The 16,828-nt window shown below is 61.6% G+C and carries 17 protein-coding genes and 1 tRNA gene; 6 read left to right on the top strand and 12 right to left on the bottom strand.

All coding sequences use genetic code 11. The features are described from left to right. Positions 1–86: 86 nt before the first annotated feature. Together leuD and leuC are read right to left on the bottom strand one after the other, a co-directional pair. On the bottom strand, positions 87–734 hold the full coding sequence (leuD, locus tag P7A97_RS12415; protein WP_277690263.1) for a 3-isopropylmalate dehydratase small subunit: 648 nt from the start codon (positions 732–734) through the stop codon (positions 87–89). 11 nt (positions 735–745) lie between these two features. Next, on the bottom strand, positions 746–2,173 hold the full coding sequence (gene leuC, locus P7A97_RS12410) for a 3-isopropylmalate dehydratase large subunit (RefSeq protein ID WP_277690262.1): 1,428 nt from the start codon (positions 2,171–2,173) through the stop codon (positions 746–748). Positions 2,174–2,352: 179 nt separating this feature from the next. Between leuC and P7A97_RS12405 the strand changes: the two genes are divergently transcribed. Next, on the top strand, positions 2,353–3,231 hold the full coding sequence (locus P7A97_RS12405) for a LysR family transcriptional regulator (protein ID WP_277690355.1): 879 nt from the start codon (positions 2,353–2,355) through the stop codon (positions 3,229–3,231). A gap of 115 nt (positions 3,232–3,346) precedes the next feature. After that, positions 3,347–6,256 (top strand): bifunctional diguanylate cyclase/phosphodiesterase, encoded by a 2,910-nt coding sequence (locus P7A97_RS12400; RefSeq protein ID WP_277690261.1) that lies wholly within the window; start codon positions 3,347–3,349, stop codon positions 6,254–6,256. 47 nt (positions 6,257–6,303) lie between these two features. Here the strand turns inward: P7A97_RS12400 and P7A97_RS12395 are convergent, their stop codons facing one another. Together P7A97_RS12395 and P7A97_RS12390 are read right to left on the bottom strand one after the other, a co-directional pair. Next, a complete protein-coding gene (locus tag P7A97_RS12395; RefSeq protein WP_277690260.1) occupies positions 6,304–6,753 on the bottom strand; it encodes an Hsp20 family protein in 450 nt (149 codons plus the stop codon). Between the two features lie 90 nt (positions 6,754–6,843). After that, positions 6,844–7,863 (bottom strand): tRNA-dihydrouridine synthase, encoded by a 1,020-nt coding sequence (locus P7A97_RS12390; protein ID WP_277690259.1) that lies wholly within the window; start codon positions 7,861–7,863, stop codon positions 6,844–6,846. Between the two features lie 101 nt (positions 7,864–7,964). Here P7A97_RS12390 and P7A97_RS12385 point away from each other — a divergent pair, with 101 nt between their 5' ends. After that, positions 7,965–8,357 (top strand): hypothetical protein, encoded by a 393-nt coding sequence (locus P7A97_RS12385; RefSeq protein WP_277690258.1) that lies wholly within the window; start codon positions 7,965–7,967, stop codon positions 8,355–8,357. A 4-nt stretch (positions 8,358–8,361) separates the two neighbouring features. Here P7A97_RS12385 and P7A97_RS12380 read toward each other — a convergent pair whose 3' ends face one another. From P7A97_RS12380 to P7A97_RS12370, 3 genes are all read right to left on the bottom strand, one after another. After that, a complete protein-coding gene (locus tag P7A97_RS12380; protein ID WP_277690257.1) occupies positions 8,362–8,811 on the bottom strand; it encodes a thioesterase family protein in 450 nt (149 codons plus the stop codon). Beyond that, a complete protein-coding gene (locus P7A97_RS12375; RefSeq protein ID WP_277690256.1) occupies positions 8,808–9,458 on the bottom strand; it encodes a bifunctional 4-hydroxy-2-oxoglutarate aldolase/2-dehydro-3-deoxy-phosphogluconate aldolase in 651 nt (216 codons plus the stop codon). The genes P7A97_RS12380 and P7A97_RS12375 overlap by 4 nt, the downstream gene beginning before the upstream one ends. Positions 9,459–9,697: 239 nt before the next feature. Then, positions 9,698–9,773: transfer RNA gene (locus P7A97_RS12370), tRNA-Glu, on the bottom strand. Between the two features lie 220 nt (positions 9,774–9,993). Between P7A97_RS12370 and P7A97_RS12365 the strand changes: the two genes are divergently transcribed. Both P7A97_RS12365 and P7A97_RS12360 read left to right on the top strand, forming a co-directional pair. Continuing rightward, a complete protein-coding gene (locus P7A97_RS12365; RefSeq protein WP_277690255.1) occupies positions 9,994–10,761 on the top strand; it encodes a hypothetical protein in 768 nt (255 codons plus the stop codon). A gap of 15 nt (positions 10,762–10,776) precedes the next feature. Continuing rightward, a complete protein-coding gene (locus P7A97_RS12360; RefSeq protein WP_277690254.1) occupies positions 10,777–11,439 on the top strand; it encodes a glutathione S-transferase family protein in 663 nt (220 codons plus the stop codon). A gap of 55 nt (positions 11,440–11,494) precedes the next feature. On the opposite strand, the gene P7A97_RS12355 is transcribed toward P7A97_RS12360, so the two are convergent. Together P7A97_RS12355 and P7A97_RS12350 are read right to left on the bottom strand one after the other, a co-directional pair. Then, positions 11,495–11,977, bottom strand: coding sequence for a GAF domain-containing protein (locus P7A97_RS12355; protein ID WP_277690253.1), 483 nt, complete (start codon positions 11,975–11,977; stop codon positions 11,495–11,497). Next, positions 11,970–12,863 carry an ATP-binding protein gene (locus P7A97_RS12350; RefSeq protein ID WP_277690252.1) on the bottom strand — a complete coding sequence of 298 codons (894 nt, stop codon included), beginning with the start codon at positions 12,861–12,863 and terminating at the stop codon, positions 11,970–11,972. The genes P7A97_RS12355 and P7A97_RS12350 overlap by 8 nt, the downstream gene beginning before the upstream one ends. A 94-nt stretch (positions 12,864–12,957) precedes the next feature. Here P7A97_RS12350 and P7A97_RS12345 point away from each other — a divergent pair, with 94 nt between their 5' ends. Beyond that, the gene (locus tag P7A97_RS12345; protein ID WP_277690251.1) at positions 12,958–15,276 is read left to right on the top strand and encodes an ATP-binding protein; all 2,319 of its coding nucleotides are present in this window, start codon (positions 12,958–12,960) and stop codon (positions 15,274–15,276) included. On the opposite strand, the gene P7A97_RS12340 is transcribed toward P7A97_RS12345, so the two are convergent. From P7A97_RS12340 to msrB, 3 genes are all read right to left on the bottom strand, one after another. Further along, positions 15,260–15,727 carry a MarR family transcriptional regulator gene (locus tag P7A97_RS12340; protein ID WP_277690250.1) on the bottom strand — a complete coding sequence of 156 codons (468 nt, stop codon included), beginning with the start codon at positions 15,725–15,727 and terminating at the stop codon, positions 15,260–15,262. The two genes, P7A97_RS12345 and P7A97_RS12340, sit on opposite strands and share 17 nt — an antisense overlap. Then, the gene (locus P7A97_RS12335; protein ID WP_277690249.1) at positions 15,724–16,209 is read right to left on the bottom strand and encodes a glutathione peroxidase; all 486 of its coding nucleotides are present in this window, start codon (positions 16,207–16,209) and stop codon (positions 15,724–15,726) included. Before P7A97_RS12335 ends, P7A97_RS12340 begins: the two co-directional genes overlap by 4 nt. Positions 16,210–16,319: 110 nt before the next feature. Then, a complete protein-coding gene (msrB, locus tag P7A97_RS12330) occupies positions 16,320–16,712 on the bottom strand; it encodes a peptide-methionine (R)-S-oxide reductase MsrB (RefSeq protein WP_277690354.1) in 393 nt (130 codons plus the stop codon). Positions 16,713–16,828: the final 116 nt, after the last annotated feature.

Below are 16,828 nucleotides of genomic sequence, written 5' to 3'. Positions count from 1 at the left end.
CCTCATTTATTCAGCAAGACCCGGCACTTTGCCCGCCGGGCCTCTGTCCGCTGGGTTACGGCCTGCGGCCTAACCCAGACTACGAATTACTTGATGGCGCCGAACAGCCACGGGCTGCTCTGCTGATGTTTGCTCTCGAAGGCCTTGATTGCCTCGGCGTCCTGCAGGGTCAGGCCGATGTCGTCCAGACCATTGAGCAGGCAGTGCTTGCGGAAGGCGTCCACCTCGAAGCTGTATTGCTTGCCGTCCGGGCGGGTTACGGTCTGCGCCTCGAGGTCAACAGTCAACTGATAGCCCTCGGTCGCCTCGCACTGGGCGAACAGCTCATCCATTTCTTCATCCTTGAGGATGATGGGCAGCAGGCCGTTCTTGAAACTGTTGTTGAAGAAGATGTCGGCAAAGCTCGGCGCGATCACCGTGCGGAAGCCGTACTCGTCCAGCGCCCAGGGTGCATGCTCGCGGGAGGAGCCGCAACCGAAGTTCTCGCGGGCCAGCAGCACGCTGGCGCCCTGGTAGCGCGGGAAGTTCAGCACGAAATCCTTGTTGATCGGGCGACCCGAGCAGTCCTGATTCGGCTGACCGACATCCAGGTAGCGCCACTCGTCGAACAGGTTCGGGCCGAAGCCGGTGCGCTTGATCGACTTGAGAAACTGCTTGGGAATGATCTGGTCGGTGTCGACGTTGGCGCGATCGAGCGGGCAAACCAGGCCGGTATGTTGGGTAAAGGCTTTCATCTGTCTATTCCTCAGGCCTGGATCAATTCGCGCACATCAATGAAACGACCGGTCACCGCCGCAGCGGCAGCCATGGCCGGGCTGACCAGGTGGGTACGACCACCCGCGCCCTGACGGCCTTCGAAGTTGCGGTTGGAAGTGGACGCACAATGCTCGCCGCTACCCAGCTTGTCCGGGTTCATCGCCAGGCACATGGAGCAGCCCGGCTCGCGCCACTCAAAGCCAGCCTCGATGAAAATCTTGTCCAGGCCTTCCTGCTCGGCCTGCGCCTTGACCAGACCGGAACCCGGCACCACCAGCGCCTGCTTGACGGTAGCCGCGACCTTGCGCCCCTTGGCCACCTCGGCGGCGGCGCGCAGGTCTTCGATACGCGAGTTGGTGCAGGAGCCGATGAACACGCGATCAAGCTGGATATCGGTGATCGCCTGATTGGCGTTCAGGCCCATGTATTTGAGCGCGCGGACGATGGAGTCGCGCTTGACCGGGTCGGTCTCGGCGGCCGGATCCGGCACATTTTCGTCGACGGCCAGAACCATCTCCGGCGAAGTGCCCCAGCTGACCTGCGGCTTGATGTCTTCGGCGCGCAGTTCGACGATGGTGTCGAAGTGAGCATCGGCGTCCGACACCAGACCTTTCCACTGCTCGACAGCCAGATCCCAGTCTGCACCTTTCGGGGCAAACGGACGGTTGCGCACGTACTCGATGGTCTTCTCGTCCACCGCCACCATTCCGACCCGAGCACCGGCCTCGATGGACATGTTGCAGATGGTCATGCGCCCTTCCAGCGACAGGTCACGAATGGCACTGCCGGCGAACTCCAGCGCATGACCATTGCCACCGGCGGTGCCGATCTTGCCGATCACAGCCAGGACGATGTCCTTGGCAGTGACGCCGAACGGCAGCTTGCCCTCGACGCGCACCTGCATGTTCTTCATCTTCTTGGCCACCAGGCACTGGGTGGCAAGCACGTGCTCGACCTCGGAGGTGCCGATGCCGTGAGCCAGGGCACCGAAGGCACCGTGGGTGGAGGTGTGCGAGTCGCCGCAGACCACGGTCATGCCCGGCAAGGTAGCCCCTTGCTCCGGACCGACCACGTGGACGATACCCTGGCGCACGTCGTTCATCTTGAACTCGAGGATGCCAAAGTCATCGCAATTCTCGTCCAGGGTCTGTACCTGGATGCGCGAGACTTCGTCGGCAATCGACTCCAGGCCACCCTGGCGCTCGGCCTTGGTGGTCGGCACGTTGTGATCCGGCGTAGCGATGTTGGCGTCGATGCGCCACGGCTTGCGCCCGGCCAGACGCAAGCCCTCGAAGGCCTGCGGCGAGGTCACTTCGTGGAGGATCTGCCGATCGATGTAGATCAGCGACGAACCATCGTCGCGGCGCTTCACCTCGTGCATGTCCCAGAGCTTGTCGTAGAGCGTCTTGCCGGCCATTGAACAATCCTCATCAGCGGTTCAGGAGGCGAAGGGTCTATAGCCCTTCTACCGATGAGGAGATGCTAAGGATTTCGCTCAAATAACTCCAATTCATATTTTTTATTCAAAAGATTCCACAGAGGAATCCAAAGCCATTAGGCTGGCCACTCCCGCCGTTCAGATCGAGCCAACGCATGATGGACCTCGCCAACCTCAACGCTTTCATCGCCATCGCCGAAGTCGGCAGCTTCTCGGAGGCCGCCGAGCGCCTGCACCTGACCCAGCCAGCAGTGAGCAAACGCATCGCCGGGCTGGAGCAGCAACTCAAGGTGCGCCTGTTCGATCGCCTCGGCCGCGAAGTGAGCCTCACCGAGGCCGGCCGTGCCCTGCTGCCACGCGCCTACCAGATCCTCAACGTGCTGGACGACACCCGACGCGCCCTGACCAACCTCAGCGGCGAGATTTCCGGCCGACTGACCCTGGCCACCAGCCACCACATCGGCCTGCACCGGCTGCCCCCGTTGCTGCGCGCCTTTACCCGTGCCCACCCACAGGTGGCACTGGACATCCAGTTTCTCGACTCGGAAGTGGCTTATGAGGAAGTCCTGCACGGCCGCGCCGAGCTGGCCGTGATCACCCTGGCACCGGAAGCCCGCGAGCCGGTGAGGGCCGTACCCGTGTGGGATGATCCCCTGGACTTCGTCGCCGCACCCGAGCACCCACTGGCACGCATGCCAGCCATCAGCCTGGCCGACGTCGCCCAGCACCCGGCCGTGTTCCCCGGCGACAACACCTTCACCCACCACATCGTGCGCCGCCTGTTCGAAGCCCAGGAGCTGACACCGAACATCGGCATGAGCACCAACTACCTGGAAACCATCAAGATGATGGTTTCCATCGGCCTGGCCTGGAGCGTACTGCCACGCACCATGCTCGACGAGCAGGTTGAGCGCCTGCCGCTACCCGGGATTCAACTGCGCCGTCAGCTGGGCTACATCCTGCATAAGGAACGAACCCTGTCCAACGCAGCCAAAGCCTTCATGGCCCTGCTGGACGAACAACGCTGCTTGCCTTGAAGACAGAACAGCGGCTAACGTGAGGCCATAACGATAAGAAAAGTCGCCAGCGTGCCTCTACGATGCCCCTTTCCAGCAGGTGGCCGAGAGTCGCCGAGTGCCGGACGAGAACAGTATGTCCAAACCGTCTAAACAGCCGCCCTTCCCTTTTATTCCCGCCCTGGATCCCGCCGAGTTCGAGAAGACCTGGCAGGACGCATCGCACCTTCTCGCCGCACTCAACGGCGCCCATCTCGGCGTCTGGTACTGGGATACAGCCAGTGGCAAGGTGAGTTGGTCACGGGGAGCACAAGCGCTGTTCGGCCTAGACCCGAAAAAACCGCTGCAACGTCAGGTCGACTACATCGAACTGATTCCCGAGGAAGACCGCGAGCAAGTCCGCCAACGGTTTCAAAAAGTCCTGAGCGGCATCCCCAACCCCGAACCCTTGCAGCACCGTATTCGCTGGCCAGACGGCAGCCTGCATTGGCTGGAAATCAGCGGCCGCCCGCGAACCGACCAGGATGGCCGCACCCTGGTATTTGGTGTCATCCGCGACATCACCGCGCAACGAGACCAGGAGCAGGCCCTGCGCGATAGCCAGGAGCGCCTGACCCTGGCCCTGGATTCCGCCAACCTGGGCACCTGGGACTGGCACATCCCCAGCGGCATGCTCTATGGATCCGACCGCGCCGCCAGCCTGCACGGCCTTCCGGCAGCGTCTTTTCATGGCGACTTCACCTACTTTTTCCGCCAGGTGCCAGACGAGGATCGCCAGCACATGCGCCAGGTCTACACCGATCTGGTAGAGGGGCGACGCGAAGATTATCAACTGACCTATCGGGTGCTCCTGGAGAGTAATGAGCAGCGCTACCTGGAAAGTACCGCCAAGCTCTACCGAGACGCTCAGGGCGCGCCACTGCGCATGGCCGGCATCCTCATGGACATTACCGAGCGGGTTCAGCGTGAGCAGCGCCTGGCCTCCTCGGAGGAAAAGTTCGTCACCCTGTTCCAGGCCAGCCCCGAGCCGATCTGCGTCTCCCGCGCACCGGACGGCGCCTTCCTGGAAATAAACCCGAGCTTTACTCAGACCTTCGGCTGGGAGCCCGCCGAGCTCATCGGCCGTAACGCCCTGGATGTGGGTTTCTGGGTCGACCCGCAGCAACGTGAAGCACTCGCCAAGAAGCTCATTCGCGATAAACAGCTGAACAACGAGATCGCCCACTTTCGTAGCAAAGACGGCCGCGAGCTGATCTGCATCATCTCCAATCGCTACATACACGTGCAGGGGCAACGCTGCCTGACCACCACCTTCCGAGACATCACCGAGCGCCAGGCCGCCGAAGCCGCACTAAAGGCCAGCCAGGAGAAGTTCGCCAAGGCCTTCCACTCCAGCCCCGACGCCATCACCATCACCGAGCGCGACAGCGGCCGCTACATCGAGGTCAACGAAGGCTTCTGCCGCCTCACCGGCTATCGGGCCGAAGAAGTCATCGGTCGCAGTGCTATGGAGCTGCAGGTCTGGGCCCGCCCCGAAGAGCGCGCTCGCATGGTTGAAACCATCATGCGCGAAGGCCGCGTCTACCACATGGAGATGCACGGCCAGCACCGCGACGGCAGCATCAAGCTGGTCGAGGTCTCCGTGCAATCAATCGAGCTGAACGACACTCCCTGCCTGCTGCTCACCGCTCGCGATATCAGCGAGCTGAAGGAGGCCCAGGCCCAAGTCCAGCACCTGGCTTACCATGACTCGCTGACCAATCTACCCAACCGCGCGCTCTTGATGGATCGCCTGACCCAGCAGATCGCCCTGCTCAAGCGCCACAACCTGCATGGCGCCCTGCTGTTCCTCGATCTCGATCATTTCAAACACATCAACGACTCGCTCGGCCACCCACTGGGCGACGCTGTACTAAAAATGGTTACCGCTCGCCTGGAAGCCAGCGTGCGCCAGGAAGACACCGTGGCACGCCTGGGTGGCGATGAATTTGTCGTGTTGATTTCCGGACTGGAGGGTAAGCGCGCGGAAATCACCCGACAGGTACGCCAGGTCGCAGAAAAACTGCGCTGTCTATTGGCCGAGCCCATGCTGCTGGACGGCCATCGGCTGCAGGTCACACCGAGCATCGGCATCGCTCTCATACCGGATCACGGCGACAACCCGACCGACCTGCTCAAGCGCGCCGACATCGCGCTCTACCGCGCCAAGGACTCGGGGCGCAATACCCTGCAGATCTTCCGCAACTCCATGCAGGATGCCGCCAGCGAGCGCCTGCGCCTGGAAAATGACCTGCGCCTGGCCCTGGCCCGCGGCGAATTCGAGCTGTATTTCCAGCCCCAGGTGGACGCCCGCGACACGCGCGTGATTGGCAGCGAAGCCTTACTGCGCTGGAGCCACCCCAGCCTCGGCCCACAGTCTCCTGCGCAGTTCATCCAGGTGCTCGAAGAAAGCGGCCTGATTCTCGACGTGGGCGCGTGGGTGCTCAGTGAAGCCTGCCACGCCGGCTCACGCCTGTTGCGTGACGGTCTGGTGCGTAGTCATGACTTCCAACTGTGCGTCAACATCAGTCCCCGCCAGTTTCGCCAGGGCGATTTCGTCGAACGGGTGGAACGCTGCCTCAACCAGAGCGAACTACCTGCCAACATGCTCAAGCTGGAGATCACCGAAGGTATCGTGATCCAGAACCTGGACGACACCATCGCCAAGATGCATCGCCTGAAAAAGCTCGGCCTGAGCTTCGCCATGGACGACTTCGGCACCGGCTACAGCTCACTGACTTATCTCAAGCGCCTACCGGTTGATGTGCTGAAGATCGATCAATCCTTCGTCCGCGATGCGACCCACGACCCCAACGACGCGGAAATCATCCGCGCGATTGTTGCCATGGCCCGCAGCCTCAACCTGCAGATAATCGCCGAGGGCGTTGAGCAGCACGAGCAACTGGAGTTCCTGCAGCAGCAAGGTTGCCACCAGTACCAGGGTTATTTGTTCAGCAAACCACTGCCGCTACTGGATTTCCGCAACCTGCTGCTGGCGCATCGCTGAAACGAAGAAGGGCACCCTGAGGTGCCCTTCTGCAAGTGTCGCGGCTATCAGCCTTCCAGTGCCGGCTTCTCGCCGCCGATGGGAATGCGCTTGGGCTTGGCCTCTTCCGGCACGATGCGCACCAGGTCGATATTCAACAGACCATGGGCAAGCGCTGCAGCCTTGACCTCGATATGGTCGGCCAGACGGAATGACAGCTTGAAGCCGCGCTGAGCAATACCCTGATGCAGATAGGTCACGCTCTCGGCCGCACGCTCGCGCTTGCCGCCGGTGACGGTCAGCACGCCACGCTCGACCTGCAGTTCAAGGTCGTCTTCACGCAAGCCAGCCGCCGCAACGACGATGCGATACTGATCCTCGCCATGCTTCTCGACATTGTAGGGCGGGTAGGAACTGCCGCTCTCGCTGCTACGCAGCGCCGATTCGAACAGGTCATTGAAACGGTCAAAACCGACGGACTGGCGGAACAGAGGAGCCAGGGAAAGGACGTTGCTCATGATGCATCTCCTGAATAATCAGCAAGTGTTTGATCGCGGGACCCGACTTCGGCATCCCACACTCAGTACATGCGGACGTTCAGCAGGATTTCAAGAGGCCTCGATAGTCGAGAGCTCACGTCTGAAAGCCTCATGACCAGAGCCTTTGCCTGCAGGCTCAAGCACCGGGCAGCCATTGAGCAATGCATCGATGCGCTCGCAGTCATTTTCCCGACGAATCTTGGCAAACAGCGCCACCGCCTCCGGGTAACTGCGGGTAAGCATGGCCAGCCACTGCTTGAGGCGTCCCGGCGCGTAGCGCGGCGCCAGCTTGCGCCGCGCCTGCAGCCAGAAATCCTGCAGCAGTGGGTGCAATTCGCCCCAGCTCATCGGCACCACCTCCTGACCGGCTCTAGCGGCGGCGATCTGCCGCGCCAGATCCGGGCGCGAAACCAGACCGCGCCCGAGCATGATGTCCTCGGCACCACTGACTTCGCGGCAGCGCCGCCAATCCTCCACGCTCCAGATCTCGCCATTGGCGTAGACCGGCACCTTGACCACCTCCTGCACACGCGCAACCCACTCCCAGTGCGCGGGAGGCTTGTAGCCGTCGACCTTGGTCCGCGCATGCACCACCAACTGATCAGCACCGCCCTCGGCCAAGGCACGGGCGCAGTCCAACGCGCCATCCGGACTGTCGAAGCCCAGACGCATCTTCGCCGTCACCGGGATATGCGCCGGAACGGTACGGCGCACTTCACGCACGATGGCGTGCAGCAGCTCCGGCTCCCTGAGCAGCACGGCACCACCACGGGACTTGTTCACCGTTTTGGCCGGACAGCCGAAGTTGAGGTCGATCACGGGAGCGCCCAGACCGCAGGCAAAAGCAGCGTTATCCGCCAGGCAAAGCGGATCGGAGCCCAGCAGCTGCAAGCGCATGGGCGTACCGGCACGGGTCTGCGCGCCATCGGCCAGCTCGGGAGCCAGCTTGTAAAAAGCGGATGCTGGCAGCAGCCGGTCGCAGATGCGGATAAACTCGGTGACGCACCAGTCGATGCCGCCGACACGGGTCAGCACATCGCGCAGGATTTCGTCGACCAGCCCCTCCATGGGAGCCAGGGCGATTTGCACGACAGAAGTCTCGAAAAATGGGGCGCGTAGTGTAAGGCGCCAACATCAGGGATTCATACCGGCCGTCGCGGCAGTTCCGCCAAGGCCATCAGGAGGTCATCATGCTGCGCCCACTACTGATCGCCCTCACGCTGGTCAGCACCGCGGTCCAGGCCGGTCCGCCGCCACGCGGCGTGCACCATGTCCCGAAGAATCCGGCCAGCGAAAGCCCGTCCCGCCTAATCTTCACCCGCGACAGCAATGCGCCGAATGCTTGCGACGTGGAGCTATACGTCAACCAACAAGTGGTAGGCACCCTGGGCCCTGGCAAAAGCACCAGCCTGGATCTCCCCAACGGCCCCTTCAGCATCGCCGTGGCCATCTCGCCCCAGGGCTACTGCGGGGGACAGGGTCCAGGACCAGCGCAGTCGGTACTGCTGGCCCCCGGAGAAACGCGTCAATTCGCAGTGATCGTCAAGCCGGGCGAGGTGTTTATCGCGCCCATGCTCAACTGATCCGTCACAGCTGCAGCGGATAAGGCTCCAGCACCGCCTTGCCATAACCCTCGACGAATTCGGCCGGCATACGCTTGGGCCGGCCACTCGACAGCTCGATGCAAACGAAGGTGGTCTGGGCTCGCAGCAGCGTGCTGGCATCGGCCGGTCGCCACAACTGGAAACGCCGGTTCATCTTCAGCTTGTGATCGCTTTCGACGATCCAGGTCGCCATCTGCAACCGCTCGCCCTCGTAGGCGCTGGCCAGATAGTCGATCTCATGCCGGAGCACCGCCATGGCGCGGTCCAGCCGACGATACTCGGCCAGGTCCAGACCCAGGTGCTGCGAGTGACGCCAGGCACAGCGTTCCAGCCAGCTGACATAGACCGCGTTGTTGGCGTGCCCCAAGCCATCGATATCGTCTGCCGCGACCTGCAGATCGATGACAAAAGGCTGCGGAAAGTCCCAGCTCATGACCTGACCTCCACGCTGGCCGCCAGCGCACGCGCCTCACCTGCCAACTGGGTGATCTGATCCCAGGCACGGGCACGGATCAGGTTGTCCGGCGCAATCCAGGTACCACCGACACAGGCCACGTTAGGCAAACGCAGGAAGTTCAGCAGGTTGTCGGCAGTAATACCGCCGGTCGGGCAAAAACGGATGCCCGTAAAGGGCCCCTTGAAGCTCTTCAGCATCTTCACGCTGGTATTGCCGTTGGCCGGGAAGAGCTTGAGCGAGCGGTAACCATACTCCAGCGCCAGCAGCACTTCAGACGGCGTCATCACCGCCGGCAGGTAAGGCAGACCGGAGTCGTCCGCCGCCGCCGCCAGGCGCTCGGTACAGCCGGGACTGACGGCGAACTGCGCGCCGGCATCGCGCGCTTCCAAAAACTGCTCGGCATGGATCACGGTCCCCGCCCCAACCAGCAGATCAGGCAGCGCCTGACGGATAGCCGCCAGAGCATCCAGGGCGCGCGGAGTACGCAGGGTCACTTCCAGCACCTCAACACCGCCAGCGTGCAGGGCGCGGGCCAGGTCCACCGCCAGCGCACAATCCTCAATCACCAACACCGGCAATACCGGGCGCGCTCGCTGCAGCACCGCATCCATCGTCAGCCCCATGTCCTCTCCCCCTATCGCGAACGGCATACGGCTGCTGTGACGGCACCCAGCCAGCCCGAAGCACACCTTCGGTCAATTGATACAGACAGAGAGTGTAACGCCTGAACGCGCTCAGCAGAGCGGCCGACCCGCAATACGGCGGCGACAGACTAAAGACATGAGAATAGAAAGAAGCCAGAAAAACAAAAGGGCCACTCCTGAGAGTGACCCTTTTAAGTCCGCAAAACGCGGAAAGAAAGTGGCGTCCCCTAGGGGACTCGAACCCCTGTTACCGCCGTGAAAGGGCGGTGTCCTAGGCCACTAGACGAAGGGGACGTGGCCCGGAGCTTACAACAGCTTTCCGGCTTTCAACTTATTTGCTTGCGCCAATACGCTGAAAGTGGCGCGCATTCTATGGAGCCTTTCAAGGAGCGTCAACCTCCATTCAAAACTTTTTTTAAATCAAAGACTTCGGAACAGAAATTGACACCATGCTATGAGCATGAGCACCAAGGCACTACACTCGGGGAAAAAATAGCGTCCGGGAGATTCACAGGTGTCCCCACTCGTCATCACCGCCTTGATTATCAGCGGCATAGTGGTGCTGTTCGCCATCGGTTACATCAACCATCTGGTGGAGAACAGCAAACTGGAGAAAGCCCGACTCAAGGCAGACCTGAATGACCGGGTACGTCGCAGTCGCGATGTTTCCGAGAACATGCCAGGCCAGCTGATGACGCCAGCACTGAAACTGCTGCTCAGCCGCTTCGAACTGCAACACGGCGAACGCCTGCTCTCGCTGGACAAACAGAACGCCAACCTGCGCAATCGTATCGCCGAACTCCGCGAATGGGTCGCCAAGGGCGACGACATCCCCGTACGCAACCCGCCACAGCAGATCACGACCGAGGCCATGGCCAAGGACATCCGCTACCTGCTGGAAAACTTCCACGGCCAAATCACTCGCGCCGCCCAGGAACGCCTCCTACCAGCCAACGACGCTAAACGCTGGCTGGGCGAAATTCGCCACATGCTGGTGCAGGTGCATACCGAGTTTTTCAGCAACCTGGGGCAACAGTTCATGCAGCAAAGCCAGCCGGGGCAAGCCCGCCTGGCCTATGAACGCGGCGTGCAATACCTGCGCAAGCAACCGGACACCGAGCGTTACAAGGCGCAGTTGCAGAAATTCGAGCAACTCCTGGCCCGTGCCAACGCTGTAGTACTGGAAAAAGCCAAACCTGCTGACGACGAGCCCAGCGAGCTGACCGAAGGACTCAAGTCGCTCGAAGAAAACGACTGGAAGAAAAAGAATATCTACGACTGAACACAAGGAGTCCCGATGAGCCTGATCGTTTACGGCGCCCCGCTCTCGCCGTTCGTACGCAAGCTGCGCCTGTGCCTGCTGGAGAAAGGCCTGGAATACCAACTGGACATCGTCACCCCTTTCGGCCAACCGGACTGGTATCGCGATCTCAACCCGCTGGGACGCATCCCGGCCCTGCGCGACGGCGATTTCACCCTGGCCGACTCCAGCGTGATATGCCAGTACCTGGAAGAGAAATACCCGGAACGTCCAGCCCTGTTCGGTCAGCACGCCGAGGGCAAAGCCCGGATTCGCTGGCTGGAAAAATACGCCGACTATGAGCTGGCACCGCTGTGCACCTTTGGCGTATTCCGCAACCGCTTGCTCAAGCCTATGCAGGGCCAGGTCTGCGACGAAGAAAGCGTACAAACAGCACTGCACGACAAGCTGCCCAAGCATTTCGACTATCTGGAACAGTGCCTGGGAGAAAACACGTATTTTGTGGGAGAGCAGCTGAGCCAGGCTGACCTGGCCGTCTACTGCCAGCTACAGAACATGGAGCACGGCGGCGAACTAGTGGATGCCAGCCGTTGGCCCGCTCTCGCCGCCCACTATGCCAGAGTCAAGAGCCGTGACTCGGTGCAGAGCGTGCTGCCTGGCGAGCTCAAAGTCATCGCCAAGATGACTGCCAAGGCGTGAAGCAGCCGCAAATGGAAAGGCCCGGCAAACGCCGGGCCTTTCCATTCTCAACACCTCAACAGTCGGTCAGGCGCAGGAAAACCTCCGCCAGGCGCTCGACACCCACCTGATCGTCAGCACTGAAACGCCCCAGCAGAGGGCTATCCAGGTCGAGCACAGCGATCAACCTGCCGCCCTTGACCAGCGGTACTACCAACTCGCTATTGGAGGCGCTGTCGCACGCAATATGCCCGGCAAAGGCATGCACATCCTCTACCCGCTGCGTCTGCCGCGTACTTGCCGCAGCACCGCACACTCCGCGCCCAAAGGGAATACGCACACAAGCCACCTTGCCCTGAAACGGCCCCAGCACCAACTCTTCGCCGCGCGCCAGATAGAAACCCGCCCAGTTCAGATCACCCAGCTCATGAAAGAGGAACGCCGCAAACTGCGCGGCATTGGCAATGAAATCGCGCTCATCCGCCAGCAGCGCCTCTAACTGTGCAGTCATCAGCGCATAGCCCTCGCGGCCCTGACCGGCACTCTGCAGATCAATCACCTGCCACCTCCAACAATTGCTGACCAACCCAGCTACGGGCGAACTGATAGGCACAGCGGCCGTTACGATTACCGCGCCCCAACGCCCAGCGGATGGCCAGAACCTCCAGCTCGTGGCTCCACTGCCAATGCAATCCCGCCTGCCCGGCAAGGACCTCGATCCAATGCCGTACGACGGCCAGGAAATGATCCTGGGTAAAGGGGTAAAACGACAGCCACAGCCCGAAACGATCAGACAGGGCAATCTTGTCCTCTACAGCTTCGCTCGGATGCAGCTCGCCTTCGACACGCTGCCAGTTGTCATTGTCGCTTTCCTTCTCCGGCACCAGGTGGCGGCGGTTGGAGGTCGCATAGAGCAACAGGTTGTCGGGCGCCCGCTCCAGCGAGCCGTCGAGGACAGTCTTTAGCACCCGGTAGTCGCCCTCACCGGACTCAAAGGAGAGATCGTCACAGAACAGCACGAAACGCTGCGGCAGACCGGCCAGCGCCTCGACCACCTTGGGCAGATCGGCCAGGTGGTCACGCTCGATTTCGATCAGGCGCAATCCGGCCTGAGCATGCTCGGCCAGCAGCGCCCGCACCAGCGAGGACTTACCCGTGCCGCGCGCACCCCAGAGCAGTGCATGGTTGGCCGGCAGACCCTTGACGAACTGCCGGGTGTTACGCGCCAACTGCTCGCGCTGGGCATCCACACCCACTAGGTCGGTCAGGCTCAGATCGAGACTGACGTTGAGCGGCTGCAGATAACCGCCACGTCCCTCACGCTGCCAGCGCGCCGCGATGACGTGCTGCCAGTCCAACGCCACACGCTCCGCCGGCAACAGCGGTTCAATCCGTGCCAAGGCCGCCTCGGCACGTTGCAAAAAATGGTTCAACTGGGAATCCACGAATCACTCCTCATATCTGGCCAGCCCCTGCCAGAGCCAGTATCCGATGGGCTATGCTTGGCGGGCGCCTTATCAAGGACCAGATCGCCACCCCATGGATATATCCCTCACCCACCGCCTGTCATTCAAACAGGCCAGTCTTACGGTGCTGGTGGCCTTTATCCTGGGAATGCTGCTCAGCCTGATCCAGATCGGCGTGGATTATGCCAGCGAAGACGCCTCCATCGACCGGGAAATCCACTCCCTGCTGGAAATCAGCCATAACCCGGCCGCCCGCATTTCCTACAACATCGACGCAGAACTGGCCCAGGAACTGGTGCTGGGACTGCTGCGCTCACCCGCCGTCATGCGTGCCGAAATCATCGACAACAGCGGCCTGGTGCTGGCCTCGGTGGATCGCCCTGCCACACAAAGCGACTATCGTTTTCTCAGCGACGCGTTATTCGGCGAGCGCCGCCAGTTCGAAGATCCACTGTTCGTCGATCACGCCCCCAGCGAGGCCCTGGGGGTACTGCGCCTGGAGGTCGACACCTTCGCCTTCGGCAGCGACTTCCTGCGCCGCGCCCTGCTTACCCTGCTGACCGGCTTCGCCCGCAGCCTGCTGCTGTCGCTGATTCTGCTGGTGCTGTTCTACGCCATGCTGACCAAGCCCGTGGTCGAAATCATTCGTGCCCTCAGCGACCGCGACCCGCGCCGCGACCTTGCGCCTGTGCCTTGCCCACCCGGCCATGAGCGCGATGAAATTGGCATTCTGGTGGCGGTCACCAATCAGCAACTGGTCAACACCCACCAGGAAATCAGCCAGCGCCGTGAAGCCGAAGACCGCCTGACTCAGTATCTGGCCGAGCTGGAGAACATCGTCTCGGCCCGTACCGCCGAGCTCAAGGCCACCAACGCCCGGCTGACCCTGTCCAACCGCGAACTGGAACAGGCACGTGCTACCGCTCTGGAAATGGCCCAGGCGCGCGCAGCCTTTCTCGCGTACATGAGCCATGAAATTCGCACCCCGCTCAACGGCCTGCTGGGTATGCTGGCCTTGTCGCTGGACGGCCCGCTGAGCAGCGAGCAACGCCAGCAGCTCTCCATTGCCCACGACTCTGGCAAAGTGCTGGTGGACCTGCTCAACGACATCCTCGACCTGTCCAAATTCGAGGCCGGCCAACTGGAGCTGGAACAGATCCCCTTCGACCTCGGCGCATTGGCCGAAGAAACCGCCAGCCTGCTGTCGCAGAACGCCGGCAGCAATGTTGAGCTGACCTGCCTGATCGACCCGCAGCTGCCGGCACAGCTGCTGGGCGACCCCACTCGGGTACGTCAGGTGGTCAGCAACCTACTGTCCAATGCCCTCAAATTCACCCGTTTCGGCCGCGTCGACCTGCGGGTCGAACCTACGGCCAAGGGTGTTCGCATCACCGTCAGCGATACCGGTATTGGCATTCCCGAGGAAGCGCAGCAGCGCATCTTCCAACCCTTTACCCAGGCGGGTGCAGGCATTACCCGCCAGTTCGGCGGCACCGGCCTGGGCCTGGCCCTGACTCGTCGCCTGTGTGAAACCATGCAGGGCGAGCTGACCTTCAACTCCCAGGAAGGCTTCGGCAGCCAGTTTTGCGCCGAACTACCGCTGCGCAGCCATGCACCGGCGACTGACTGGCTGCAACTGGAGGGCCGCGTGCTGACCCTGTGTGCCCCCGGGAGCGGCCTGGCAGAGCAATTGGCCTGCTGGCTGCCGCGCTGGGGCCTGCAGCAACAGCACCGTAATCCGGATACACCCGCCAGCGAACTGCTAGCCGATCTACTGATCTGCGACAGTCCCGAGCGCCTGACTCCGTTGCGCCAACAACTGTCGATACCGCTACTGCTGGTATCGCCCTATGGAGCCTTCATCCATTCAGACCAGGCCAACAGGCTGGAACCGTTTGCGCAACTGGCCCGCCCTCTTGCCCGCGCCACCCTGCATCAGACCCTGAAGGAGCTGTTGGCACCACTCCCCAAACACGCGCAGGACACTGCGCAGACGAGCAACGGGCACGCCATCAAGGCACGCGTGCTGCTGGTAGAAGACAACGCGGTCAATCAGCTGGTCGCCAAAGGCATGCTCGGCAAGTTGGGTTGCGAGGTCACCGTCGCCGCGCACGGCGCCGAGGCCCTCGACTATCTGGAACGCAATGCCGTGGATCTGGTGCTGATGGACTGCAACATGCCGATCATGGACGGCTATGAGGCCAGTCGGCGTATTCGCCAAAGCGGGCGCTGGCCGGAGCTACCGATCATCGCCCTGACAGCGAACGCGCTACCCGACGAACGCGAGCGCTGCCAAGCCGCCGGCATGAACGATTACCTGGCAAAGCCATTTCGCCGCGAAGATTTGGCCAGTCTGCTGAACAACTGGCTTAACCTCACGCGCGCGGACTGACCAACTGCAACAGCTGCTCCAATCCCTCGCGCAAGCTTTCGAGCTGCTCCAGATCGACACCGCTCTCACACAGCAGGCGACGCTTGAGCGGTAGAACACAGGTTTTCAGCCTTCCGCCTTCTGCAGTCAGCGCCAGGTGCAGCTCTCGCTCGTCCGTGACTGAACGACGGCGCTGCACCAGACCCAACTGCTCCAGGCGCTTGAGCAAAGGGGTCAAGGTGCCTGAATCAAGCATCAGTCGCTCGCCCAAGGCCTTGACGGTAGCCTGCTCGGGCGACTCGGCCTGCCACTCCCAGAGCACCAACATCACCAGGTACTGTGGATAGGTCAGCCCCAACTCATCGAGCATCGGCTTGTAGGCTCGGGTCACTGCACGCGAAGCGGCATAAAGCTTGAAGCACAGCTGATCATCCAGACGCAGTGACACGTCGTTATCAGCAAACAGACTCATTGCAGCAGCGCTTCGATCTCGCTGCTCAGCTCTTCCGGCTTGGTGGTCGGCGCGAAGCGCTTGACCTGACTGCCGTCGGCACTGATCAGGAACTTGGTGAAGTTCCATTTGATGCCCTGGCTACCCAGCAGACCTGGCGCGCGTTTTTTCAGCTGTACATAGAGCGGGTGTGCATCACTACCGTTGACGTCGATCTTCTTGAACAGCGGGAAACTGACACCAAAGTTCAGCTCGCAGAACTCGCTGATAGCCCCCTCATCGCCTGGTTCCTGCTTGCCGAACTGGTTGCAGGGAAAGCCCAGCACCACCAACCCCTTGTCCTTGTACTGCTGCCAGATGCTCTCCAGCCCTTTGTACTGTGGGGTAAAACCACACTTGCTGGCCGTGTTGACCACCAGCACGGCCTTGCCGCCGAAATCGGCCAGCGTCTTCTGCTCGCCCTTGATGGTGGTGACGGGAATATCGAAAAGCTTGTCGCTCATGGCCTGGGGCTCCGCTGTCAGTGAAGGCATAAAAATAGCGAGCAATTAAATTGCATGCAATTTAATTATTTGAAAAAGAGGCTCACCCACCGGCAAGCCTCACTCGATACTCAGCGTGGAACCAGTTTCAGCGACACCGAGTTGATGCAGTACCGCAGCCCGGTCGGCTGCGGGCCATCAGGAAAGACGTGCCCAAGGTGAGCATCGCACTTGGCGCACTTGACCTCGATACGGTGCATACCGTGGCTGAAGTCCTCCTTCTCGGCGATCACCTGATCGTTGACCGGCTGGAAATAACTGGGCCAGCCGCTGCCAGAGTCATACTTGGCATCGGAGTCAAACAACGCCTCACCACAGCAGGCGCAGTGATAAATACCCGGCACCTTGCTGTCGTGATACTCGCCCGTGAAGGCGCGCTCGGTGCCGCCCAGTCGGCAAACATGGTATTGCGCCTCGGAAAGCTCTTCACGCCAGGCTTCCAGAGGTTTGTCGATCTTTTCCACGGCATACTCCTCATCGGCAGAAAAATGCCCGGCCGGCACCTTTTCCGGGCACCGGGCCGCACGTATCATGCGTCCCTCTTTGGACGCCAGTCTGCCCGCAGCGTTACAGGCTGGCG

Source organism: Pseudomonas sp. GOM6, assembly GCF_029537485.1.
Taxonomy (GTDB): domain Bacteria; phylum Pseudomonadota; class Gammaproteobacteria; order Pseudomonadales; family Pseudomonadaceae; genus Aquipseudomonas.
This window is presented reverse-complemented; position numbering and strand designations above follow the sequence as displayed.